The sequence below is a fragment of the Pseudomonas sp. CFBP 8770 genome (assembly GCF_014841705.1).
Taxonomy (GTDB): Bacteria; Pseudomonadota; Gammaproteobacteria; order Pseudomonadales; family Pseudomonadaceae; genus Aquipseudomonas.
In genome coordinates this window covers 97,614-119,241 of the sequence record NZ_JACYUL010000007.1, presented here as the reverse complement: position 1 = coordinate 119,241, position 21,628 = coordinate 97,614, and the positions used below count along the sequence as shown (strand labels likewise).

Here is a 21,628-nt window from a genome sequence, read left to right as displayed (position 1 = left end):
TGTGGGAGCGGTCCGTGGCCGCGAAGGGCGCGCTGCGGTATGCCTGGTTCACCGCAGCGCCTGGTTCGCGGCCGATGACGGCTCCTACGGGGTACCGCGGGCCTATGTGGGAGCGGTCCGTGGCCGCGAAGGGTGCGCTGCGGTCTCAGGGTTTGTTCAAGGCCCGCACCAGTCGCGCCTGCAGCGCTTGCAGATGTGGCACCTCGCAGTGCCGCTCCAGCGCGGCTTTGCAGGCGTAGCCCAGCAGATAGTCGATCTCGGTGCGGCGACCCTGCTCGACGTCCTGGTACATCGAAGAGTAATTGGCAGCGGTGGCCTGGATGACCCGCTGTACCTCTTGGTGCAGCTCCAGCGCCGCGTCCGTCTGCCCACAGGCGCCCAGCAGCCGTGCCAGCTCGGCGCAGAGGGTCGCCACTTCGTCGTGATGATCCGCCAGCCCGCCATTGCGGCAGCCGTACAGCACGGTCAGCGGATTGATTGCGCAGTTGAGCGCCAACTTGCGCCACAGGCGCGAATGGACATTGGCTGTCCATTGATGAGCGATGCCGGCACGCTCCAGATCGGCAAGCAAGGCTGCGGGTTCGGCAAGTCCGACCGGGCCGGCATCGCCCAGCCAGGTAAAGCCCTGCCCCGCGAAAACCGCCTGGAAATCAGCGGGCCGGTACGCGCCCTCGGTGCTCGAGGCAAAGATGCAACGCGCCTGCGGCAGCATTTCGGCCACCGCCTGCTGACTGCCCATGCCGTTCTGCAGAAGAATCACTTCGGCGCCGGGTGCCAACCGCGCGGCGACACTGGCAATGGCCGCTTGCGCATCGTAGGCCTTGCACGCCAGCAACAGGCGGGCGATCGGGCCGTCGGCGGCCACGTCTGTGGCCGGCAGGCAGTGAAGGCTGGCCTGGCCGTCTTCGATCAAGCGCAAGCCGCCGGCTTCGCGGTAGGCCCGCAGGCGCGCAGCATTGCGCAGCAGCAGGTGCACCGGCAAGCCCGCGCGGGCCAGGCGGCACGCCCACAACGTACCCAGGCTGCCCGCGCCCAACACATGCCAGGATCCGGGCGCCGGTAGGTCTGCGACGACCCGCGCAGGTTCGTCGGCAGGTGCATTGCGTGAGGGGAGGTTGCGCATGTCAGGCTCATGGAGAAAGTGATGACCCACGCCTGAATTCAAGCGGTGGGGTGGCATTTCACGTTGCCGGCTCCCTTATAATAAGCGGGCATTTCAATCGTCAAGCCAGGCGTGCTCCTTCTTTCGACGAGCCGCCGATCAATTCTGGAGGAAACACATGCCCTCGTTCGACGTAGTGTCCGAGTTGGACAAGCACGAAGTCACCAACGCGGTCGACAACGCCATCAAGGAGCTGGATCGCCGTTACGATCTCAAGGGAAAAGGCAGTTTCGCGTTCAAGGAGCTGACGGTCACCCTGACCGCCGAAGCCGAGTACCAGTTGGAAGCCATGATCGAGATTCTCAAGCTGGCACTGGTCAAGCGCAAGATCGACGTGCAATGCCTCGAGGTCAAGGATGCCTACGCCTCAGGCAAGGAAATGAAACAGGAAGCGGTCCTGCGCGAAGGGATCGAGAAAGAACTGGCGAAGAAGATCGTCGCCCACGTCAAGGATGCCAAGCTCAAGGTGCAGGCTGCCATCCAGGGTGAGCAGGTGCGCATTACCGGCAAGAAGCGCGATGACTTGCAGGAGGCAATCGCGGCCCTGCGCGCGAAGGAATTCGGCATGCCGCTGCAGTTCAACAACTTTCGCGATTGATGAAGAACGGCGGCCCGGGCTGAACCTTGCCAGGCGACCGGCGTCGGAGCATCAGTGCGGCCGGAGCCTCTGGCGCCGGGCTGGCCGAGGCCTTGCAGGTCATGGGGCCGGTGCGCCAGCGTCGGTCTTTCCGCGCTACCGCACGCTTTTCTTGAACGAAGGTGGTAGGAGAACCCCATGGATTTGAACGCGGAAGTCAATCATCTGGTCCAGGCCTCGCAGGCCTGGATTCCGATGGTCATGCAGTACGGCAGCAAGGTGATCCTCGCTTTGGTGGTGCTGTGCGTGGGTTGGTGGCTGATCAACCGAGTCACCGCCAACCTGCAGAAACTGCTGGCCCTGCGTCACATCGATCTGGCGCTGCAGAATTTCATCGGCACGATCGCCAACATCATTCTGAAGATCCTGCTGATGGTCAGTGTGGCCTCGATGATCGGTATCGAGACGACCTCGTTCGTTGCCGCCATCGGTGGTGCGACCCTGGCCATCGGCCTGGCCCTGCAGGGCAGCCTGGCGAACTTCGCCGGCGGCGTGCTGATTCTGCTGTTCCGTCCCTTTCGCATCGGCGACTGGATCGAAGCGCAGGGTGTGAGCGGCACGGTCGACTCCATCCAGATCTTCCATACCGTGTTGCGCACTGGCGACAACCGCACGGTGATCCTGCCCAACGGCAACCTGTCCAACGGCATCATCACCAACACCAACCGTCAGCCTACGCGCAAGATCACCTTCGATATCGGGGTGGACTACGACGCCGATCTGCAAAAGGCCCGCGAGATCCTGCTGGACCTGGCCAAGGACCCACGCGTGTTGCAGACCCCGGCACCCGAGGCCGTCGTGGCGGCGTTGGGCGACAGCTCGATCACCGTGTCCCTGCGGGCCTGGGTCAACACCGGCGACTTCGGCGGGGTGACCAACATGCTCAACGGCGAGATCCGCGATCGCCTGCGCGCCGAAGGCATCGACATTCCGTTCCCGCAGCGCGTGATTCGGGTGATGCAGGAAGGCGAAGCCAAGTAGGTTCGCAGCCTGAAACGAAAAAGCCCCGGTCGTCATGGCCGGGGCTTTTTTGTCAGGATTGTCAGGCGTCTTCTTCGTCGGGTCCGTCGCGCGCGATGCGCGCGTTCTCCTGCTTCCAGTGCAGGGCGATCAGCAGCAGGGTCGGCACACCGAGCAGGGCAGTGATGAGGAAGAAGTTGTGGTAGCCGAACTTTTCGACCATGACCCCTGAGTAGCCCCCGATCAGGCGCGGCAGCAGGAGCATGATCGAGCTCAGCAGGGCGTATTGGGTCGCCGAGAACTTGAGGTTGGTCAGGCTCGACAGGTAGGCGACGAAGGCCGAGGTGGCCAGCCCGGAACTGAAGTTGTCCAGCGAGATGGTCAGCACCAGCATCTGCAGATTGGGCCCCATGTCGGCCAGCATCAGGAACAGCAGGTTGGTCCCCGCCGAGGTGATGCCACCGATGAAGAGGATGGGTAGGATGCCGAAGCGCACGATCAGCAGACCGCCGAAGCCGGCGCCGAGCAGGGTCATGATCAGGCCGAAGATCTTGCTGACGCTGGCGATCTGGTCCTTGGTGAAGCCCTGGTCGATGTAGAAGACGTTGGCCATGACACCCATCACCGTATCGGACATCCGGTAGGTCGCGATCAGGCCCAGCAACAACAGTGCCTGCCAGCGGTAGCGCAGGATGAAGTCGTTGATCGGCGTGAGCACCGGTGCCAACCCGCGGCGACCGACCGAAGACAGGCACAGCGCAGTCAGAATGATATAGAGCAGTGCACGCAGGAACGCCCGGTCCTCGAGCAGGAGGTCGATCAGGCTCTGGGTGCCGAACAGTACGCTGGCAAAATCGGTGTTGTACAACTGGGTGAACATCGCCGGCACCGACACCAGCAGCACGATAAGCACGAACACCGACATCAGTTGGTGGCTGAAGCCGTAGCGCGCTGCCGACAGTTGGGTGCGCAGCGCTACCGGGGGTTCGCGCATGATCAGGGTGGTGATCAGCGCCGGCACCATCAATACACCGAACAGCAGGTACGTGTTGGCCCAGGCCTGGTGCAGATAGGCGAACCCGGTGGAACCGAAGCCTTCGGCGAAATACAGTGCACCGGCGGTGGCCAGCAGCGCGGCCACGCGGTAGCCGGCCATGTAGCTGGCGGCGAGGGCGGCCTGACGCTGGTCCTCGGCGATTTCCAGGCGGTAGGCGTCGACTGCAATGTCCTGAGTGGCCGAGGCGAACGCGACCACCACGGCAATTGCGATCAACCACGACAGATGCTTCTGCGGATCGCAGAAACTCATGCCCACCAGGCCGAGGATCACCAGTGCCTGGGCCAGCACCAGCCAGGAGCGACGCCGACCCAGCTTGCCGAGCAGCGGCAGCCGCCACTGGTCGAGCAGCGGCGACCATACCCATTTGAAGGCATAGGCCAGGCCGATGAGGCTGGCATAACCGATGGTTTCACGGGCGACGCCCGCTTCACGCAACCACACCGAAAGGGTTGAAAACACCAGCATGTACGGCAGGCCGGCAGCGAAACCGAGCAGCAGAAGCACAACGGTGGAAGGGCTGGCATAAGCGGCGAGCGCGGCGCGCCAGGTTTTACGGGGCATGGGCTGGAATCTGCCTCAGTTTGCGAAACAAAGCGCGCACTCTAACCGCATGCCTGCTCCGGACGCCAGCCATGGCGTGCCATATCCACGCGATTCTTCATGATCAGCACGCCTTCGCCCCGCAGGCGTGCGCGTTGTTCGGCCCCGCTGCACGTGCCTGCCGCGAGGCTCAGCCGCCCACCGGCGGCGACCACACGGTGCCAGGGCAGACGGGTACCGTCCGGCAGTTGGCTCAGCGTGCGACCCACCCAGCGGGCTGCGCGCCCGAGCATGGCCAGTTCGGCCAACTGCCCATAGGTCACCACTTTGCCCTCTGGCACCTGGGCCAGCACGGTGTACAGCGCCGTGCGGCGAACGGTCGCGGCATCGTCCGGGGTATTTTGCAGTTGAGAATTGAACTCGTCTGTCATCTGGGGGTCTGTCCTTGCTCGGATCTTGTCCTACCGAATAATGCCGCATTTCCTACACTTCAGAGCACCCAGAATCCGCCTATGTTGCCTAGAACCCTGCTGTGCCTTGCCCTGGCTTCCACCTCCACTGTGACGTTTGCCGATACCGTCTGGTTGAAGAACGGCGACCGTATCTCCGGCAAGATTACCGTGTTCGACGGTGGCAAGTTGATGGTGAAGACTGAATACGGCGGTTCGATTCCTCTGGACTGGAAACAGATCAAGACCATGGAAAGCGACCAGGAATTGCTGGTCAAGCAGGATGACTATATCGGCGAGAAAACCAAGTCGTTCAAGGCCGCCGAAGACGGCAAGGTCATCCTGCAGAACGGTGACGCGCCCAAGACCGTCGAACTGGCCAGCATCCAGCAGATCATCAAGCCCAAGCCTGTAGTGACTGATCTGCAGATCAAGGGCAATGTCGACCTGGGCCTGGACTACAAACGCGCCGAAACCGATACCGACGACTACAACGTCGCCTTCAAGACCACTGCCAGGCACGGCAAGTGGCGTCACATCGGCTCTGGCGAGTACAACCGCGAGTCCCAGGACAGCATCGTCACGACCGACAACTTCGACCTCGAATACTCCCTCGACCGCTTCCTCACCGATCAGTGGTTCTGGCAGGGCCGGGTGGACTACAAGCGTGACAAGATCGAGGACTTGGAGCGTCAGCGCACCGTGGGTACCGGTCCGGGCTACCAGTTCTGGGACGACGAGTTGGGTGCGTTCTCCCTCGGTGGCTTGATCAACCGCACCGACTACCAGTATGCCGACGGCGACAAGGACAACTTCTATTCGCTGGCCATGAAGTGGGACTACAACCGCTACCTGATTGGCAAGACGGTCGAGTTCTTCACCCGCGGCGAACTCGGCAAGCCAATCGGCAACGTCGCCGACTACAGCCTGGATGCCGAAATGGGTCTGCGCTACAAGGTCACCGAATGGGCGTCGTTGAACCTCAAGGCCGAGAAGGACCTGGTCAGCGGCACCAGCGGTGCGGACCTCGACACCACCCGCTACACCGCCGGTTTCGGTGTCGCCTGGTAACATTGCAATACGCCGATACATGTCCGTGAGGCCCGCCTGGCGCGGGTTTCGCGGGGGTGGACGAAGCGACCGATTGTTCACCTCCTTGAATTAACGATTTATTGACGTCATCTAGGGTCTACTGGAAGGCATTCTTCCGTAGAGGAAACCATTTGATGCGCGCTTTTCTATTGCTGTTCCTGTTGTTCCCCGTGCTGGAACTGTACGTCTTCTTCAAGGTGAGCACCGCGATCGGGTTCTTTCCCGCGCTGCTGCTCATCATTGCCGGCTCGGCATTGGGTGTGCTGGTCATGCGCGTCGCCGGGCTGGCCACGGTCCTGCGTACCCGGGCCAGCCTGCAGCGTGGCGAGTTGCCCGCCGAGCAGATGTTCAATGGCCTGGTCACCGCCGTCGGCGGTGTGCTGCTGATCGTGCCCGGCTTCATCAGCGACCTGCTGGCCGTGCTGTGCCTGCTGCCCTTCACTCGGCATTTCCTGATTCGCAAGGTGCGCGAGCGTGCCCAGGCGCAGGCGATGCGCCAGCGCGCGTTCGCCGACGACATGCCGCCACCCGGTGGCCCGGCCCAGGCCTACCGCGCCCACGTCATCGAAGGCGAGGTGATCGAAGGCGAAGTGGTCGGTCGCGACACGCCGCGTTCGGACCGCTGAAAATCTGCCGCAACGTCTCGACGGCGCCCTCGGGCGCCGTTTCTTTTGCAGGTTCGCCTGCAAATTTTTTCGCCCCGGCCCTTGTAATCGCCCGCGCCGACCTCATGTATGGGTCACCGCAAGGTTTGTGGCATCAGCGCCACACATGTTCCCGCGTCTTGCGGTGCAAGACGCGACCGGTTACGCCGGAAGATCCACACCGCCGGTATACGCCGGCCGATGAAAACCATAATTAGGAGAGATCGACAATGAAGCTTCGTCCTCTGCATGACCGCGTCGTTATCCGTCGCAGCGAAGAAGAGTCCAAAACCGCTGGCGGTATCGTTCTGCCAGGTTCGGCCGCTGAAAAACCCAACCGTGGCGAAATCGTCGCAGTGGGCACCGGCAAGATCCTGGATAGCGGCGAAGTTCGTGCGCTGGCCGTCAAAGTGGGTGACAAGGTGGTATTCGGGCCTTACTCGGGCAGCAACACCGTCAAAGTCGACGGTGAAGACCTGCTGGTGATGAGCGAGAGCGAGATCCTCGCCGTCGTCGAAGGCTGAAACCACTGAACTCCCGTTACTACCCAGTATTCAAGGAAATCGATCATGGCTGCTAAAGAAGTTAAATTCGGCGACTCCGCCCGCAAGAAAATGCTGACTGGTGTCAACGTCCTGGCTGACGCGGTAAAAGCGACTCTGGGCCCGAAAGGCCGTAACGTGATCATCGAGAAGAGCTTCGGCGCTCCGACCATCACCAAGGACGGCGTTTCCGTTGCCAAGGAAATCGAGCTCGAAGATCGTTTCGAAAACATGGGCGCGCAGCTGGTCAAAGACGTTGCCTCCCGTGCCAACGATGACGCAGGCGACGGCACCACTACCGCTACCGTTCTTGCCCAGGCCATCGTCAACGAAGGCTACAAGGCCGTCGCTGCCGGCATGAACCCGATGGACCTCAAGCGCGGCATCGACAAGGCGACCATCGCCGTCGTTGCAGAGCTGAAGAACCTGTCCAAGCCATGCGCCGATACCAAGGCTATCGCTCAGGTCGGTACCATCTCCGCCAACTCCGACAGCTCCATCGGCGACATCATTGCCGAAGCCATGGAAAAAGTCGGTAAAGAAGGCGTGATCACCGTTGAAGAAGGCAGCGGCCTGGAAAACGAACTGTCGGTTGTAGAAGGCATGCAGTTCGACCGTGGCTACCTGTCCCCGTACTTCGTCAACAAGCCTGAGACCATGGTCGCCGAGCTGGACAGCCCGCTGATCCTGCTGGTTGACAAGAAAATCTCCAACATCCGCGAAATGCTGCCGGTGCTGGAAGCTGTTGCCAAGGCCGGCCGCCCGCTGCTGATCGTTTCCGAAGACGTCGAAGGCGAAGCCTTGGCGACTCTGGTCGTGAACAACATGCGCGGTATCGTCAAAGTCGCCGCCGTCAAGGCGCCAGGCTTCGGCGATCGTCGCAAGTCCATGCTGCAGGACATCGCCGTATTGACCGGCGGTACCGTCATCTCCGAAGAGATCGGCCTGAGCCTGGAAAGTGCCACCCTGGAAAACCTGGGCAGCGCCAAGCGCGTGACCATTTCCAAGGAAAACACCATCATCGTCGACGGTGCTGGCGTTGAAGGCGACATCCAGTCCCGTATCAACCAGATCCGTGCCCAGGTTGCCGAAACTTCCTCGGACTACGACCGTGAAAAACTGCAGGAGCGTCTGGCCAAGCTGTCCGGCGGCGTTGCAGTGATCAAGGTTGGCGCTGGCTCCGAAGTTGAAATGAAAGAGAAGAAAGCCCGCGTTGAAGACGCCCTGCACGCAACCCGCGCAGCCGTCGAAGAAGGCGTGGTACCTGGCGGTGGCGTTGCACTGATCCGTGCTCTGGAAGCGCTGACCAATCTGACCGGCGACAACGCCGACCAGAACGTAGGCATCGCTGTACTGCGTCGCGCAGTTGAAGCGCCGCTGCGCCAGATCGCTGCCAACTCCGGCGACGAGCCAAGCGTCGTGGTCAACGAAGTCAAGAACGGCCAAGGTAACTACGGTTACAACGCTGCAACTGGCGTCTACGGCGACATGATCGAAATGGGCATCCTGGATCCTACCAAGGTGACCCGTTCGGCATTGCAGGCAGCCGCTTCCATCGGTGGCCTGATCCTGACTACCGAAGCAGCCATTGCCGACAAGCCGAAAGCCGAAGGCTCGGCTGGCGGCGGTATGCCAGACATGGGCGGCATGGGTGGCATGGGCGGCATGATGTAAGCGAGCCCTGCGCTCTACCTGTCTTCAGGTAAGAAAAACCCCGGCCAGCCATGGCCGGGGTTTTTTTATGCCTGCCCAGCCTATAAGCTGCGCGAGCCCCGCCGGGGCGACAGCAGCACTCGGAGACCTGCCCATGCGAATCCTACTGGTTGAAGACAACCGCGACATCCTGGCCAACCTGGCCGATTACCTGGGTATGAAAGGCTACACCGTCGACTGCGCCCAGGACGGCCTGTCCGGACTGCACCTGGCGGCGACCGAGCACTACGACCTCATCGTGCTCGACATCATGCTCCCGGGCATCGACGGCTATACGCTGTGCAAGCGCCTGCGCGAAGACGCCCGGCGCGACACACCGGTGATCATGCTCACTGCGCGCGACCAACTGGACGATCGCCTGCAAGGCTTTCGTTCCGGTGCCGACGACTACTTGCTCAAGCCGTTCGCCCTGTCGGAGTTGGCGGCACGCATCGAAGCGGTCCTGCGCCGCGCTCAGGGCGGTGGTCGTCGCTCGCTGCAGGTGGGCGACCTGATCTACGACCTCGACACCCTCGAAGTCACCCGCGAGGGCCGCCTGCTCAAGCTCAACCCGGTAGGCCTCAAACTGCTCGCCGTGCTGATGCAGAAGAGCCCCCACGTGCTGCGCCGCGAAGTGCTCGAAGAAGCCTTGTGGGGCGACGACTGCCCCGACAGCGACAGCCTGCGCAGCCACGTCCATCAACTGCGCCAGGTGATCGACAAGCCGTTCGAGAAACCTTTGCTGCACACCGTGCACGGCGTCGGTTACCGTCTTGCCGAAGGCCGTGATGGAGTTTAAGCAGAGCCTTGCGCAACGCATCATCATCGCGTTTGCCTTGATGAGTGCGTTGGTCGCCGGAGCGTTCGCGGTCGGTATCGTGGCCACCGTGCACCTGGTGGAAGAGCGGTTGATATCCGCAGGCCTGGGCGGCGATCTGCAGCGCCTGTTGCTGATGGACAACGCTGCCGATTGGAGCCATCGCCCCGAACCCGATCAGTTGTTCTACTACGACGACGGTCCGGGCGACTTCGAGCTGACTGCGGACGTAAGGCATCTGCCACGCGGCTTCCACGAAGTGTTTCGCGGCAATCTGTCCTACCACGCGATGGTCGAAATAGTCGACGGTCGTCGTTACGCCTTGCTGCAGGATCAGAGCGATTTCGAAGAGCGCGAACGGGTGCTGTTCGCCGTGGTGCTGGTGGGCTTCGTGCTCAGCCTGGCCCTGGCGATCTTTCTTGGCTGGGTTCTGGCACGCAAGGTCATGGCACCTGTGGTGCGCCTGGCCCGCCAGGTGCGCCATCGTGACCAGATCCTCGGCCTGGCACCGCCACTGGCACCGGACTACACGGCCGACGAGGTTGGCGAGCTGGCCGTGGCCTTCGATGCCACCCTTGGCCGCCTGCGCGATGCCTTGACCCGCGAGCGGCTGTTCACCAGCGACGTGAGCCATGAACTGCGCACGCCGTTGATGGTGCTGGCCAGCTCCTGTGAGCTGCTGCTGGAAAATCCGGCGCTGCCTGAACGCTCGCGTGCACAGGTGCTGCGCATCGCCCGAGCCTGCGAAGACATGCGTGACCTGGTGCAGACCTTCCTGATGCTGGCGCGTGCCCAGCGTGACGACAGCGGCCGAGTCACGCCGGCCACTTTGGGGCAGGTGGCCGAAGCGCTGCTGACCCAGTGGCGACCAGCCATCGAAAAGAAAGGCCTGGCGCTTGAGTTCGTCGCTGGCGCGCCCTTGGCGCAGACCTACAACGGTACCTTTCTACACGCCGTGATGGGCAACCTGCTGCGCAATGCCCTGCACTACACCGATCAGGGTTTCATTCGTCTGACGCTGGGAGCGAGCAGCTTCCATGTGGAAGACAGCGGTGTAGGGATTCCCGAAGCCCAGCGCGAGGCCATGTTCCAGCCGTTCGTGCGTGGCCCGGAGAAGCGCGGGGAAGGACTAGGCCTGGGGTTGTCGTTGGTCCAGCGGATCTGCGAGGACCAGGGTTGGCAGGTCCGTCTGGAGCCTGTCGAGCCTCATGGCTGTCGCTTCACCGTTGAGCTGGGCCTTGGCAAGCGACCCTTGGCGTGATGCTTGCGTCGCACCCCAGGGGCAATTATTGTAGGAAATATCCTGTATCACCTCGGAAATTTCTGACAAATTTTTCACAATGACATGACCTAGCCATGACGGTTGGATGAATAAGGTGTGCGCCACTGTCCTGGAGGCGTGCCCATGTCCGATCCCGTGAAGCTGGAATTTTCCGATAAGTACGATCGCGCTCACGCGCAGAAGTACTTCGACAAACATCGCAACAGTTTTGCTCGACGCATGTCGCACCGACGCGACGAACAACTGGCCCGCAAAGCCCTGGCCCTGGTCGGCGAACCTGGGTTGGTGCTGGACCTGCCGTGCGGCGCCGGTCGTTTCTGGCCGCTGCTGGCAGAGAAGCAGAACCGGGTGATCATCGGTGCGGACAACTCGGCAGCCATGGTGGAAACCGCCTGCGCTTCACAGCCGGCGCACATCGTGGGACGGGTGCAACCGCTGCAGACCTCGGCATTCGATGTCGCCCTGCCGGACAATTCGGTAGACAGCATTTTTTGCATGCGGTTGCTGCACCACATCGGTGAAGCCGAGCACCGCATGACGATTCTCAGGCAGTTTCATCGGGTGACGCGTGACAGCGTGGTGTTGTCGCTGTGGGTCGATGGCAACTTCAAGGCCTGGAAGCGTGAGCGGGCCGAGCAGCGTCGACGCCTGCACAACGAGCAGGATGGGTATCAGAACCGTTTCGTGTTGCCAGCGGCAACCGTTGAAGCGGAGTTCATCCAGGCCGGTTTCCGCATCCAGGAACGTCTGGATTTTTTGCCGATGTACGCCATGTGGCGAGTATACGTTCTACGTAAGGGGTAAGCAGGATGGCGGTTGAGGGCATGACGGCAGGTGCGGCGAGTGGGGATGCCGGCTTCGATCACTACTGGCGGCAGCAGGGTGCCTGGGTGGAAGAGCCGAACGTCCGGCGTGGCGGCGAAAGCGGCGTGCAACGCCTGTTCGCGGCTGACGGGCAGATGATCTACGTCAAGCGTCAGGTCGGGCATATCTACCGCAGCTGGCTGCACCCGCTCGGTCGTCCCACGGTGCTGCGTGAACGTGATGCGTTGACCGCGCTCTACCAGCTCGACGTGAATGTGCCGAAGATGATTTTCTGCGGCACCCAGCGCGACGAGAACAATCAGTGGCGCGCACTGCTGGTGACCCGTTCCCTGGATGGTTTCGAGGAGTACGAGCACTGGCTGCAGGGCGGGGGCCGTGAACGCCATGGCGAAGCGGTCCACGAGCAGATTCTGCAGAGCCTGGCGACCAATCTGGCGCGCATGCACCGCGGGCGCTGGCAGCACAGCTGCATCTATATCAAGCATGTGTTCGTGCGCGTGACAGGCGAGGGCAGCGCTGCACGCGGCGAAGTGGCGCTGCTGGATCTGGAGAAGTGCCGTCAGCGAATGACCGCCCAGCAAGCCGCGTCTCACGACATGAAGCAGTTGCGTCGCCATTCGTCGTTCAGTGCGTCGGACTGGCAGAAGTTGATCTACCTTTATGAGGCGGCATTCGGCAGCTCCATCAAAGGTTTAGCGTGATGAAACTAGAAATGGCACGAGGTTTGTTTCTGGTGGCAGCCCTGGGGGTGGCCACTGCGGCGGCGGCGGCGTGGGAACAACCTCGCTCGGCCATTGTCAGCACGGCCCACGGCGAGGGCAATTGCCCGTTGCCGCGGTCGCAGAAAGCGCACATCGCAGTGACCCCGGACAAGGATTTCATCCTGTTCATGCTGGGCCTGAGCCAAGGCGTGCGCACCCAAGGCTGAATTTTAGAGCCAGTCCACTGGCTCACCTCGCACTGGCTCAAGCCAGGTACAGGTGGTTGTCCCAAAGCCCCGACGGCAATTGCAGGGGTGTGCCTACCAGCTGCGCAGCGCGGCAGTCGTAATGGCGGCAACGGCCCTGCCCCGAGGTCACCACGAAACCGTCGTCCACTGCCCCCACGCCCGCGCAATCGGGCAAGGTGCCGTCATGTCTGACGGCGCCGCTGTCCATGTCCCAGATGAAGAAACGGTTGGCCCTTGGCGCAGTCAGCGCCACCAGCCTCAGTTCGCTGTGCACGGCAACGCTGGCCGTGTAATGCCCCATGGACTGCAATTGCGTCATTGATACGGGAAAGGCTTCGAAGGGCTGGCCCGGACGCTTGACCGCCAACAGTGGCGCGCTTTCATGGGCGGGCCCCATGAACTGCTGGCAGGCGAAGACGGTATCGTCGCTGCCAATGGCCAGGTGCCGCACGCTGTTCATCGGCTGCTCCAGGCACTCCTTGCTCAGCAAGGTGCCATCGCGCTGCATCATCACCAGGCTCGGCTGCATGGCATCCAGATTCATCTCGATCCGGCTTTCGGCCTCGGTACGAATACCGCCGTTGGCCACTACCAGGGTTTCTCCGTCCGGCATCCACGAAACCTGGTGAGGGCCGATGCCATGGGTGGACAGTTCGCCACTGTGCACCAGGCGGCCGTCGACGAAGCGGTAGACCCCCAGCACGCCACGGCCTGGATCGGTGGTGTCGTTCTCGGTGGCGTACAGCCACTCACCGTCCTTGTGCACCACTGCGTGGCCGTAGAAGTGCCGGTCGGTCTGGGATACCAAGGTCTGCAGCAACACGCCGTCGCGTAGATCGATCAGGTAGCTTTCGGTGCCGGGACGGCGAGCCACGAACAGCGCCACGGGCAGCGTTGGGTGCGCGACGATGTCATGGCAGCGTTGGCCTACCTGCGTGGCGAACACCTCGCGGCCATCCAGCCGATAACCCACGGCGTAATGGCCGCCGTCGGCATCATCGCGGGCAGACAACAGCAGCGGTTCGCGCTGCGGATGCCGAGCCAGCGTCCAGTTGCCCAGGGTCAGCGCCTTGAGCAGTACGTGGGTCAGCTTCTGCGCCGAGCGTGCAATCATCGTCAGTCACCGTCGTTGGCATTGAAGCCCAGCTGGATGTTCAGGGCGCGGGCCAGTTCGCCTTCGTGCAGACGGTGGACCACGTTGAGGCTGTCGTAGAGGGTGTTGAGGAACTGTTTGCCGGCATCGTCGCCGAGCAGTTCGCCGAGGTTGCGGGTGTTGCCGTCGAGCAATTTCATGGACGCGGCGTAGGCGGCGTCGATCTTGTCGGCCAGCGGTTTCTGCTCGCTGGGCAACAGGCCGCGCAGACCCTTGCCGTCGACGCCGACCCAGACGGTCTGCGCGGCCGCCAGGCTCGCCCGCACACTGTGCATCGACTGCGCGCTGCGCCAGGCCTCGGCCTGGTAGGGCTGGGCAATACCCTTGCTGAGGCGGCCCATGGGCGCGCCGAGTTTTTTCTTCAGGGTGTCGAGTGCGGTTACCTGAGCACGCAGCACGTCGGCGATGGCTTCGTGGGAGTCGGCATAGCGCTGGTTGGGAAACTTGGTCATCTGCGCAAGCATGCCGTCGGCGCTGTTCCAGCTGGCGAGTATTTCTTCGGCCAGCGCTTTCTGGCGTTCGCCAATGGCGCTGAGCAGTGGGCAGTAACGCGCTTTTTGCGCGGCGTCGGCGATTTCCGGCTTGCTGTCGAACAGGATGTACTCGTAGGCCGACAGCCCCTGCACGACCACACTGGCCTTGGCCAGACCCTGTGCGTCGATGGGTTGCTCGGCGTTGGCCAACTGCTCGACCTGACGGCCAACCAGGTTCTTCTTGTCCGGCCAGAACTGCACCGACCAGGCTTTGTTGCCCTCGGCCAGCGGGCCGATCAGCAACGGTTGCAGCTCGGCCCAGGCTCTTTGTGCCTTGAGGAAGTCGGCGCGTGCCGCATCCAGTGGCTGCGTGCCCTGGCAGAACGCCAGGGCGCTGGCAGCCAGTTGCCGATCAGCCTCGACCCAGCGGCTATACGTCGGCAGGATGACCTGCTTGGCGATGGCCGCACTGGTAACGGCTTGCCGGTCTTGCGGCGAGCAGGCACCCAGTGCCAGGGCGGCGAGGCCGGTGAAGAGCAGCTTGGGACGGAACATGTAGGCTCCTGAAACGTGTGTTCATCTAGAGAGAGTTCAAGAACGCCAGCAGGGCAGCGCGCTGCTGGGCGTCGAATTGCAATACCTGTCGCTTGGCCGCTTCGGCTTCTCCGCCATGCCACAGCACGGCTTCGAGCAGGTTGCGCGCGCGACCATCGTGGAGAAACTGGCTATGCCCGCTAACCGTTTCGCTCAGGCCGATGCCCCACAGCGGCGGCGTGCGCCAGTCCTGTGCGCCGGCCTTGAACTCGCTGCGCCCGTCGGCCAGGCCGGGGCCCATGTCGTGCAGCAGCAGGTCGGTGTAGGGGCGAATCGTCTGGCTGCGCAGCTCGGGCTCCGCCGCGTCGCTGGCCGTGGTGTATTGCGCCACATGGCAACCCTGGCAGCCGGCCTGATAGAACAGATTCTTGCCGGCCAGTACCTGCGGCGAGTCGACGTCGCGGCGCGCAGGCACACCCAGGTTGCGGGTGTAGAACAGCACCAGGCGCAGAATGTTATCACTGACTTCGGGTTCACCGCCCGGGCCATTGCCGTTGACCGCTTGACGACATTCGGTTTGTGCCGCCGTACAGTCATCGAAAGGACGCAGCGAGGTGGTCAGCCCCATGTCGCTGGAAAAGGCGTGGACATTCTGCTGATTCAGGTTGGGCTGTCCGGCTTTCCAGCCGAATCGGCCAGGTACGCTGCGGCCCTGGGCGTCGTCCCATACCTGGTTGGGCCGACCCTTGATCGGCCCGGCGGTAGCGGCCTGGTTGCGGGCATTGGCCAGGATGTCCGCTTCGCTGATGGCTTCGAGCAGGCCCAGGCCGATCATCGGTGGTGCAACCCGCGCAGAGAAGCGCGTGTCAGGATGCAGCGCACCGTAGCCCAGCTGGCTGATCTGCAACTGCGGCTGGCGCAGTTCGACCTGGGTACCGTCCTGGAAGCGCACCGGCACGCTTTGATAGGTGACCCTCACCTTGCCTTCGGGCACATGGCCGGGGATCGCCATGTCCTGCAATTGCGTGCCATAGACTGGCTCGGGCACCACGCCCAGGCGTTCGATCTCGCGCAGATAGTGCGGGCTGTCGGGCAGCGACAGCCGAACCAGCATGGAGACGGCGCTGAGTGCGTTGTCTTCGGGCGGATGACCACGGCCATCCTTGATGTGGCAGTTCTGGCAGGCGTTGGTGTTGAACAGCGGCCCCAGGCCGTCACGCGCCGTGGTGGTGGACGGTGCGATGACCCAGGGGCTGCGGAAGAAACTGTTGCCCACGCTGAAGTCCAGGCGCCGGACCGGCGACAGATTGGCCGAGGGCATGGAGTAGGCGTTGACATCGAATTTGCGCACGGTGGCCTGGCCTGCGCTCTGTGCTTCGCCCGGTTCTGCCTGGGTGAAACGCGGGGCGTCGTCGCACCCGACCAGGCCGCAGGCCAGGAGCAGGAAGACGATACGGAGCAGGGATGGGCGCATGGGTGAAAAGCTGTGCTGAAGGAAGCGGATGTTCGGCCGACGCGCGGGGCTGCAACTGGCGTCGGCGTAGCCTTATCCAGTGCAGCCCCGGTTGAATCAGAACTCGTGATCGGCGGTATCCGGGTTCAGATCGGTGATGCCCAGTTTGCCGGCGGCCTGTTCGATTGCGCCGGTCTGCTTGACCAGGGCGGCGATGGCATCGCGCACCACCTGCTGGCCGGCGGCGTTGTCGGCACTGATCAGCTGGTCGAAGTGCTCGCCCTTGTTGGCGCGGTCGACGATGGCCTGCATCTTCGCTTCGGTGTCGGCCAGATCGGCCTTGAGCGCGGTATCGGCAGCCGGATCGGCCTTGGCCACCAGTGAGGACAGGCTGGCGCCGGTCAGCTTGGTGCCGTCGGTACGGGTGTACTCGCCCAGGTACACATTGCGGATGCCCTTGGCATTGTAGAACGCGGAATTGTGCGTGTTGTCGCTGAAGCAGTCGTGCTCGTCTTCCGGCGAGTTGGCTTCGAGCGCGACCTTCATGCGTTCGCCAGCCAGTTCGCCGAGCGACAGGCTGCCCATGCCGAAAAGCATTTTGCGCAGGCCGCTGTCGACCGGTTCACCGACCAGCGTGGCGCGGTAGTTGTCGGCCACGTTGGGCTTCCAGTTGGCGAGCATCTCTTCGAGGTCGCTGACCAGCAGGTCGGTGACGGCCTTGAGGTAGGCGCGCCGGCGATCGTTGTGGCCGCCGGTGGCGCCCGCGCCGTCCAGGTAGTCGGAGGCAGGGCGGTTGCCGGCGCCAGGGCCGGTACCGTTGAGATCCTGGCCCCAGAGCAGGAATTCGATGGCGTGGTAGCCGGTGGCGACGTTGGCTTCCGAGCCGCCCAGTTCGTTCAGGCTGGCGAGCTTCTCGGGAGTGATTTCGCTGACGTCGACCTTGTCTTCACCGACCTGGATTTCCTTGTTGGCGATGATGTTGGCAGTAGCGCCCGGGTTGCCCAGGGCGTGTTCGTAGCTCTTGTCGGTGTAGTCGATCAGGCCTTCGTCCAGCGGCCAGGCGTTGACCTGGCCTTCCCAATCGTCGATCAGGGTGTTGCCGAAGCGAAAGGTTTCGGTCTGCAGGTAGGCAGGGCGCGAGGCTACCCAGGCATCGCGTGCGGCCTTCAGCGTGGCGTCGCTGGGGGCGGCGAGGAAGGCGTCCACGGCTTTCTGCAGCGTCTGGGCAGTGCTCAGCGCGTCTTCGAAGGTGGCGTGCACGATGTCGGCGTAATGGGCAACCACGGCCTTGGCGGCCGCTTCGTCCAATGTCCCGGAGGCCGTGGGCACCGCAGCTGGGGCCGCCGGGGCGGATGCAGCCGGGGCTGGGGTCTGGGCAGCGGTGGTGGTTTGCTTGTCCTTGCTGTCGCAGCCGGCAAGAGCGATGGCGATGGCCAGCAGACTGGCGGTGGCCAGGGGCGTACGAATCATGGCGAAATCCTGCGTCAAGAGTGGCGAGCGGGCGCGCCAACGGCGCGCAAAACTGCGCCATAATGCGAAAGATTTGCATTTTCTGTAAAGGGTTAATGTGAAAAAAGCTTCAGGCTGGCATGTCTGCCGCTAGGTTTGCGACGGTGTCCGCGCCAGGCTGGTACGGCTGCGCTCGGATTGCTTGAGCAAGGCCGTCAGTTCGCGAGCGGCCAGCGGCTTGCTGTAAAGGTAGCCCTGGCCTTCGTGACAGCCCTGGGCAACGATGTACGCTTCCTGCTCCAGGGTTTCCACACCTTCGGCAATCACCTGCATGTTCAGGCTCTTGCCCAACTGGATGATCGCCCGAACGATGGTCGCGTCGTCCTCGTCGTTGAGCACGTCCTGCACGAAGCTCTTGTCGATCTTGATCTTGTCCAGTGGCAGCGACTTCAGGTAACTGAGCGAAGAATAGCCCGTGCCGAAGTCGTCGATGGCGATCAGCGCACCCGAGCGTCGCAGACTCAGCAGGTGCTGCGCTGCGGTGCTGATGTCCTCCATCAGGCCGGTTTCGGTCACTTCCAGTTCGAGGCTGCGGGGCGGCAGACGGTACATTTGCAGGATGTTGCTCACGACCCGCGGCAATTCGTTGTGGTGCAGCTGTACCGTCGACAGATTGACCGCCATGCGCAGGCCGCTGAAGCCCTGGTCGTGCCATTCGCGCAGTTGGCTGCAGGCCTCGTTGAGCACCCACTCGCCGATGGCGATGATGCTGCGGTTCTGCTCGGCCAGCGGGATGAACTGATCGGGCGGCACCAGGCCGTGTTCGGGATGCTGCCACCTCAGCAGCGCCTCGACGCCGACGATCCGGTGGTCGCGGTAGCTGATCTGCGGCTGGTACACCAGATGCAGCTGATTGCGTACCAGTGCCTCGCGCAGGTCTTTCTCCAGCTCGCGACGCCGGCGCATCTCGGTGTCGACGCTGGCGATGTAGAACTGGTAGCGATTGCGCGAGCGGACCTTGGCCAGGGTCATGGTCTGCTCGGCTTTCTGCAGCAGGTTTTCGGTGCTGTCGCCGTCTTCGGGAAACAAGGTGATGCCGATGGTGGCGCGCAGGCGAATGGAGTGCGGGTCGAGCGGGAAGGCGGCATCGAGGTCGTCGAGGATGCGCTGGGCCAGTTCCGCCGCCTCGTAGGGTTGTTCGATGTCGGCCTGGACCAGCGCGAACTGATCGCCGCCCAGGCGTGCCAGGGTGCCGAACCTGCCACTGTGGGCCCGCAGGCGATCGGCCAGGGCGCGCAGCAACTGGTCACCGGTCTGGTAGCCAAACTGTTCGTTGATGCCCTTGAAGTCGTCGAGGCCGACGCACAGCACCGCCACCCGCCGCTGCAGTCGGTGGGCGTCGAGCAGGACCTTGTCCAGTTGCTGCTGCAATTGCACACGGTTGGCCAGACCGGTCAGGAAATCATGCTGGGCCATGTGCAGCATGCTGTCTTCGGCTTCGTGGCGCAGTTGGGTATTGCGCTCGATGGAGGCCAGGAGCTGGTTGGCAGTGTTCACCCACAGGCCCAGCTCGTTGTGTTCATGGCCGCGCGGCAACGGCAATTGGTACTCGCCGGGGCGGTCGGGATTGATTTGCAGGAGGTGTTTGATGATCCGCGACAACGGCTTGGTCAGCAGCCAGTGATAGATCAGGTACAGCAACAAGCCCAGGGCGAGCGCGCGCAAGGTGCCGGAGATGAAGATGATCACCGAGCTGACGATGAAATCCTCGCCATAGGTGGCGGTGTCCAGGGTGATGTGCAGGTCGCCGTAGTATTCGCTGTAGGGCCCGCGGCCGATCAGCCGGGTACTGAAGCTGCGCTCCTGGCCCAGGATGCGATCGGTCAGCCAGCGGCTGGTCAGGTTCTGCAGCGGGCGCGAACGTTCGGCGAGCATCGGCTCGTCGGGATGGCCAATGGAAGCCTGGCGGACGGCATCGTCCTGGAACAACCCTTCGATGACCTGCATGCCCATTTCCCGGTCCAGGCTGTAGACCGCCTGGGTCGACGGATCGCGGAACATGGCCAGGATCCGCTCGGCATCGGCGGAGATGGCCTGGCGGGTCTTGTAGCCATCGAAGACGATCTGCGCACAGCTGAGCACCATGCCCACGACCAGTGCCGACATCAGTACCACGCGAAGCAACTTGACGGACAAGCTGTTCCTGACTTCCAGCTTCAATGGCAATTCCTTGTTTCGAACGCTTGGCATCAAGATGCCATGAGTATTGGCAACTTACCGTGAGCCGTAAAGCCACAAATGTACACGAGCCATACCGATGGTCTTGAATACCGGGGGACGCGTTAGTGTATCGGCCGACCTGAACGCATTCTTGAGCGGCAATGTAGCAACAAGGTAAACGAGGCGGGCCTTCGGCGTTTGCGGCGGGCACAAAAAAGCCCGGCGCGAAGGCCGGGCTTTTCAAGCACGCTGTGGCTCAGGCCGTGAATGCCTTGCCTTCGTACTGCTGGGCAACGAAGTCCCAGTTCACCAGGTTCCAGAACGCCTCGACGTACTTGGGACGGACGTTGCGGTAGTCGATGTAGTAGGCGTGTTCCCAGACATCGCAGGTCAGCAGCGGAGTATCGCCATTGGTCAGCGGGTTGCCGGCGCCGATGGTGCTGGCCAGGGCCAGAGAGCCATCAGCCTTCTTCACCAGCCAGCCCCAGCCGGAACCGAAGGTGCCGACCGACGTCTTGGTGAATTCTTCCTTGAAGGTGTCGAACGAGCCGAATGCGGTGTTGATCGCTTCGGCCAATGCACCGGTAGGCTGGCCGCCGGCGTTGGGCGCCAGGCAGTTCCAGTAGAAAGTGTGGTTCCAGACCTGGGCGGCGTTGTTGAAGATGCCACCGGAAGACGACTTGACGATCTCTTCGAGGGTCTTGCCTTCGAACTCGGTGCCGGGCACCAGGTTGTTCAGGTTCACGACATAGGTGTTGTGGTGCTTGTCGTGGTGATACTCCAGGGTTTCCTTGGAGATGTGCGGCTGCAGGGCATCGTGGGCGTAGGGCAGCGGCGGCAATTCGAAAGCCATGGTGATTCTCCTAATCAGGTCTGTTGCGGTTTGCGCAAGGCCGATCACGGGCGGCCTGAGAAACGTCGGCGAGTTTTTACTCTTTGCGACGCAGTGCCGGATCATAGCATCGGCATAGTGGCTTAACCACGCAACAACTGTGTGGAATAGAGGTTCCAGAGCCTTTGCGCGGCCAGACTGACGGTTTCAGGCAAACACCAGCTGTGCCGCCACGGCGAACATCATGACCGCCACCATCAGATCGAGCAGGCGCCAGGTGTTGGGCCGCGCCAACCAGGGTGCCAGCCACGCCGCCGCCAGGGCCAGGCCGAAGAACCACAGCAGCGATGCGCTGGTGGCGCCGGCGACATAGGCAGCAGGCACGCTTTGCTGAGCGCCGAGCGAGCCGATCAACAGAACCGTGTCCAGATACACATGGGGGTTGAGCAGGGTCACCGCCAGCGCGCTGAGCAGCACCGCCTTGCGCGAGCGTAACCCGGCGGTGCCGGCCTGTTCCAGGCTCTGCCGCGAGCAGGCACGGCGCAGGGCCTTGACGCCGTACCAGAGCAGAAACAACGCGCCGCCCCAGCGCGCCACCGCCAGCAAGGTCGGATTGTGTGCCAGGACCGTGGCCAGGCCGAACACACCCGCAGCCACCAGCAACGCATCGCACACCACGCACAGCAGCGCTACGGGCAGGTGATGCTCACGGCGCAGGCTCTGCGCCAGAACGAAAGCGTTCTGCGTGCCGATCGCCATGATCAGGCCGAACGCGACCAGCAAACCGTTCAAATAACTCTGCCACATCGCTGTATCTCCCATTGGATACTGGCCATTGTGAGTGACGGTGCGCTATAAGAAAA

21 protein-coding genes are annotated in these 21,628 nt (G+C 62.8%); 11 read left to right on the top strand and 10 right to left on the bottom strand.

Annotation, left to right across the window (positions count from 1 at the left end):
• Positions 1-145: 145 nt before the first annotated feature.
• On the bottom strand, positions 146-1,123 hold the full coding sequence (locus IFT98_RS16695) for a putative 2-dehydropantoate 2-reductase (protein ID WP_192050698.1): 978 nt from the start codon (positions 1,121-1,123) through the stop codon (positions 146-148).
• 157 nt (positions 1,124-1,280) lie between these two features.
• Here IFT98_RS16695 and IFT98_RS16690 point away from each other — a divergent pair, with 157 nt between their 5' ends.
• Positions 1,281-1,760, top strand: a complete 480-nt coding sequence (locus tag IFT98_RS16690; RefSeq protein WP_192050699.1) for a YajQ family cyclic di-GMP-binding protein — start codon at positions 1,281-1,283, stop codon at positions 1,758-1,760.
• A 177-nt stretch (positions 1,761-1,937) separates the two neighbouring features.
• A complete protein-coding gene (locus IFT98_RS16685) occupies positions 1,938-2,780 on the top strand; it encodes a mechanosensitive ion channel family protein (protein ID WP_122713406.1) in 843 nt (280 codons plus the stop codon).
• A gap of 61 nt (positions 2,781-2,841) precedes the next feature.
• Here IFT98_RS16685 and IFT98_RS16680 read toward each other — a convergent pair whose 3' ends face one another.
• The gene (locus IFT98_RS16680; RefSeq protein ID WP_122797145.1) at positions 2,842-4,380 is read right to left on the bottom strand and encodes an AmpG family muropeptide MFS transporter; all 1,539 of its coding nucleotides are present in this window, start codon (positions 4,378-4,380) and stop codon (positions 2,842-2,844) included.
• Between the two features lie 41 nt (positions 4,381-4,421).
• Positions 4,422-4,790: an MGMT family protein gene (locus tag IFT98_RS16675; RefSeq protein WP_192050701.1), complete on the bottom strand. Its 369-nt coding sequence runs from the start codon at positions 4,788-4,790 to the stop codon at positions 4,422-4,424.
• Between the two features lie 81 nt (positions 4,791-4,871).
• Between IFT98_RS16675 and IFT98_RS16670 the strand changes: the two genes are divergently transcribed.
• From IFT98_RS16670 to IFT98_RS16630, 9 genes are all read left to right on the top strand, one after another.
• On the top strand, positions 4,872-5,879 hold the full coding sequence (locus IFT98_RS16670) for a DUF481 domain-containing protein (protein WP_192050703.1): 1,008 nt from the start codon (positions 4,872-4,874) through the stop codon (positions 5,877-5,879).
• A 155-nt stretch (positions 5,880-6,034) separates the two neighbouring features.
• Positions 6,035-6,526 carry an FxsA family protein gene (locus IFT98_RS16665; RefSeq protein ID WP_192050704.1) on the top strand — a complete coding sequence of 164 codons (492 nt, stop codon included), beginning with the start codon at positions 6,035-6,037 and terminating at the stop codon, positions 6,524-6,526.
• 248 nt (positions 6,527-6,774) lie between these two features.
• Complete coding sequence (locus IFT98_RS16660) at positions 6,775-7,068, top strand: co-chaperone GroES (protein WP_122713401.1); 294 nt, start codon at positions 6,775-6,777, stop codon at positions 7,066-7,068.
• A 45-nt stretch (positions 7,069-7,113) separates the two neighbouring features.
• The gene (groL, locus tag IFT98_RS16655; protein WP_122797148.1) at positions 7,114-8,760 is read left to right on the top strand and encodes a chaperonin GroEL; all 1,647 of its coding nucleotides are present in this window, start codon (positions 7,114-7,116) and stop codon (positions 8,758-8,760) included.
• 133 nt (positions 8,761-8,893) lie between these two features.
• A complete protein-coding gene (gene colR, locus IFT98_RS16650; protein ID WP_122479445.1) occupies positions 8,894-9,577 on the top strand; it encodes a two-component system response regulator ColR in 684 nt (227 codons plus the stop codon).
• Positions 9,567-10,856, top strand: a complete 1,290-nt coding sequence (locus IFT98_RS16645; protein WP_192050706.1) for a sensor histidine kinase — start codon at positions 9,567-9,569, stop codon at positions 10,854-10,856. The genes colR and IFT98_RS16645 overlap by 11 nt, the downstream gene beginning before the upstream one ends.
• A 144-nt stretch (positions 10,857-11,000) precedes the next feature.
• Complete coding sequence (locus tag IFT98_RS16640; RefSeq protein WP_122713399.1) at positions 11,001-11,681, top strand: class I SAM-dependent methyltransferase; 681 nt, start codon at positions 11,001-11,003, stop codon at positions 11,679-11,681.
• Positions 11,682-11,686: 5 nt separating this feature from the next.
• Complete coding sequence (locus tag IFT98_RS16635) at positions 11,687-12,403, top strand: lipopolysaccharide kinase InaA family protein (protein ID WP_192050708.1); 717 nt, start codon at positions 11,687-11,689, stop codon at positions 12,401-12,403.
• Positions 12,403-12,630 (top strand): hypothetical protein, encoded by a 228-nt coding sequence (locus IFT98_RS16630; protein ID WP_122713397.1) that lies wholly within the window; start codon positions 12,403-12,405, stop codon positions 12,628-12,630. Before IFT98_RS16635 ends, IFT98_RS16630 begins: the two co-directional genes overlap by 1 nt.
• 37 nt (positions 12,631-12,667) lie before the next feature.
• Here IFT98_RS16630 and IFT98_RS16625 read toward each other — a convergent pair whose 3' ends face one another.
• The 7 genes from IFT98_RS16625 to IFT98_RS16595 form a co-directional block, all read right to left on the bottom strand.
• Entirely contained in the window at positions 12,668-13,765 is a 1,098-nt protein-coding gene (locus tag IFT98_RS16625; protein ID WP_192050710.1) for a DUF1513 domain-containing protein, read from the bottom strand.
• Between the two features lie 2 nt (positions 13,766-13,767).
• Positions 13,768-14,832 carry an imelysin family protein gene (locus IFT98_RS16620; protein ID WP_122713395.1) on the bottom strand — a complete coding sequence of 355 codons (1,065 nt, stop codon included), beginning with the start codon at positions 14,830-14,832 and terminating at the stop codon, positions 13,768-13,770.
• Between the two features lie 25 nt (positions 14,833-14,857).
• On the bottom strand, positions 14,858-16,285 hold the full coding sequence (locus tag IFT98_RS16615; protein ID WP_192050712.1) for a di-heme oxidoreductase family protein: 1,428 nt from the start codon (positions 16,283-16,285) through the stop codon (positions 14,858-14,860).
• Positions 16,286-16,381: 96 nt separating this feature from the next.
• On the bottom strand, positions 16,382-17,734 hold the full coding sequence (locus IFT98_RS16610) for an imelysin family protein (protein WP_122800484.1): 1,353 nt from the start codon (positions 17,732-17,734) through the stop codon (positions 16,382-16,384).
• 129 nt (positions 17,735-17,863) lie between these two features.
• Positions 17,864-19,933, bottom strand: a complete 2,070-nt coding sequence (locus IFT98_RS16605; protein WP_122797154.1) for a putative bifunctional diguanylate cyclase/phosphodiesterase — start codon at positions 19,931-19,933, stop codon at positions 17,864-17,866.
• A gap of 256 nt (positions 19,934-20,189) precedes the next feature.
• Entirely contained in the window at positions 20,190-20,786 is a 597-nt protein-coding gene (locus IFT98_RS16600; RefSeq protein WP_122713391.1) for a superoxide dismutase, read from the bottom strand.
• 186 nt (positions 20,787-20,972) lie between these two features.
• Entirely contained in the window at positions 20,973-21,572 is a 600-nt protein-coding gene (locus IFT98_RS16595; RefSeq protein ID WP_122797155.1) for a LysE/ArgO family amino acid transporter, read from the bottom strand.
• Positions 21,573-21,628: the final 56 nt, after the last annotated feature.

Bases quoted from the DNA above. Each gene is read 5' to 3' on its own strand.
- IFT98_RS16685 (WP_122713406.1), top strand. From the start codon at position 1,938: ATGGATTTGAACGCGGAAGTCAATCATCTGGTCCAGGCCTCGCAGGCC.
- IFT98_RS16675 (WP_192050701.1), bottom strand. From the start codon at position 4,790: ATGACAGACGAGTTCAATTCTCAACTGCAAAATACCCCGGACGATGCC.
- groL (WP_122797148.1), top strand. From the start codon at position 7,114: ATGGCTGCTAAAGAAGTTAAATTCGGCGACTCCGCCCGCAAGAAAATG.
- IFT98_RS16680 (WP_122797145.1), bottom strand. From the start codon at position 4,380: ATGCCCCGTAAAACCTGGCGCGCCGCGCTCGCCGCTTATGCCAGCCCT.
- IFT98_RS16640 (WP_122713399.1), top strand. From the start codon at position 11,001: ATGTCCGATCCCGTGAAGCTGGAATTTTCCGATAAGTACGATCGCGCT.
- IFT98_RS16690 (WP_192050699.1), top strand. From the start codon at position 1,281: ATGCCCTCGTTCGACGTAGTGTCCGAGTTGGACAAGCACGAAGTCACC.
- IFT98_RS16625 (WP_192050710.1), bottom strand. From the start codon at position 13,765: ATGATTGCACGCTCGGCGCAGAAGCTGACCCACGTACTGCTCAAGGCG.
- IFT98_RS16645 (WP_192050706.1), top strand. From the start codon at position 9,567: ATGGAGTTTAAGCAGAGCCTTGCGCAACGCATCATCATCGCGTTTGCC.
- IFT98_RS16620 (WP_122713395.1), bottom strand. From the start codon at position 14,832: ATGTTCCGTCCCAAGCTGCTCTTCACCGGCCTCGCCGCCCTGGCACTG.
- IFT98_RS16630 (WP_122713397.1), top strand. From the start codon at position 12,403: ATGAAACTAGAAATGGCACGAGGTTTGTTTCTGGTGGCAGCCCTGGGG.
- IFT98_RS16610 (WP_122800484.1), bottom strand. From the start codon at position 17,734: ATGATTCGTACGCCCCTGGCCACCGCCAGTCTGCTGGCCATCGCCATC.
- IFT98_RS16665 (WP_192050704.1), top strand. From the start codon at position 6,035: ATGCGCGCTTTTCTATTGCTGTTCCTGTTGTTCCCCGTGCTGGAACTG.
- IFT98_RS16670 (WP_192050703.1), top strand. From the start codon at position 4,872: ATGTTGCCTAGAACCCTGCTGTGCCTTGCCCTGGCTTCCACCTCCACT.
- IFT98_RS16635 (WP_192050708.1), top strand. From the start codon at position 11,687: ATGGCGGTTGAGGGCATGACGGCAGGTGCGGCGAGTGGGGATGCCGGC.
- IFT98_RS16600 (WP_122713391.1), bottom strand. From the start codon at position 20,786: ATGGCTTTCGAATTGCCGCCGCTGCCCTACGCCCACGATGCCCTGCAG.
- IFT98_RS16660 (WP_122713401.1), top strand. From the start codon at position 6,775: ATGAAGCTTCGTCCTCTGCATGACCGCGTCGTTATCCGTCGCAGCGAA.
- IFT98_RS16595 (WP_122797155.1), bottom strand. From the start codon at position 21,572: ATGTGGCAGAGTTATTTGAACGGTTTGCTGGTCGCGTTCGGCCTGATC.
- colR (WP_122479445.1), top strand. From the start codon at position 8,894: ATGCGAATCCTACTGGTTGAAGACAACCGCGACATCCTGGCCAACCTG.
- IFT98_RS16695 (WP_192050698.1), bottom strand. From the start codon at position 1,123: ATGCGCAACCTCCCCTCACGCAATGCACCTGCCGACGAACCTGCGCGG.
- IFT98_RS16615 (WP_192050712.1), bottom strand. From the start codon at position 16,285: ATGCGCCCATCCCTGCTCCGTATCGTCTTCCTGCTCCTGGCCTGCGGC.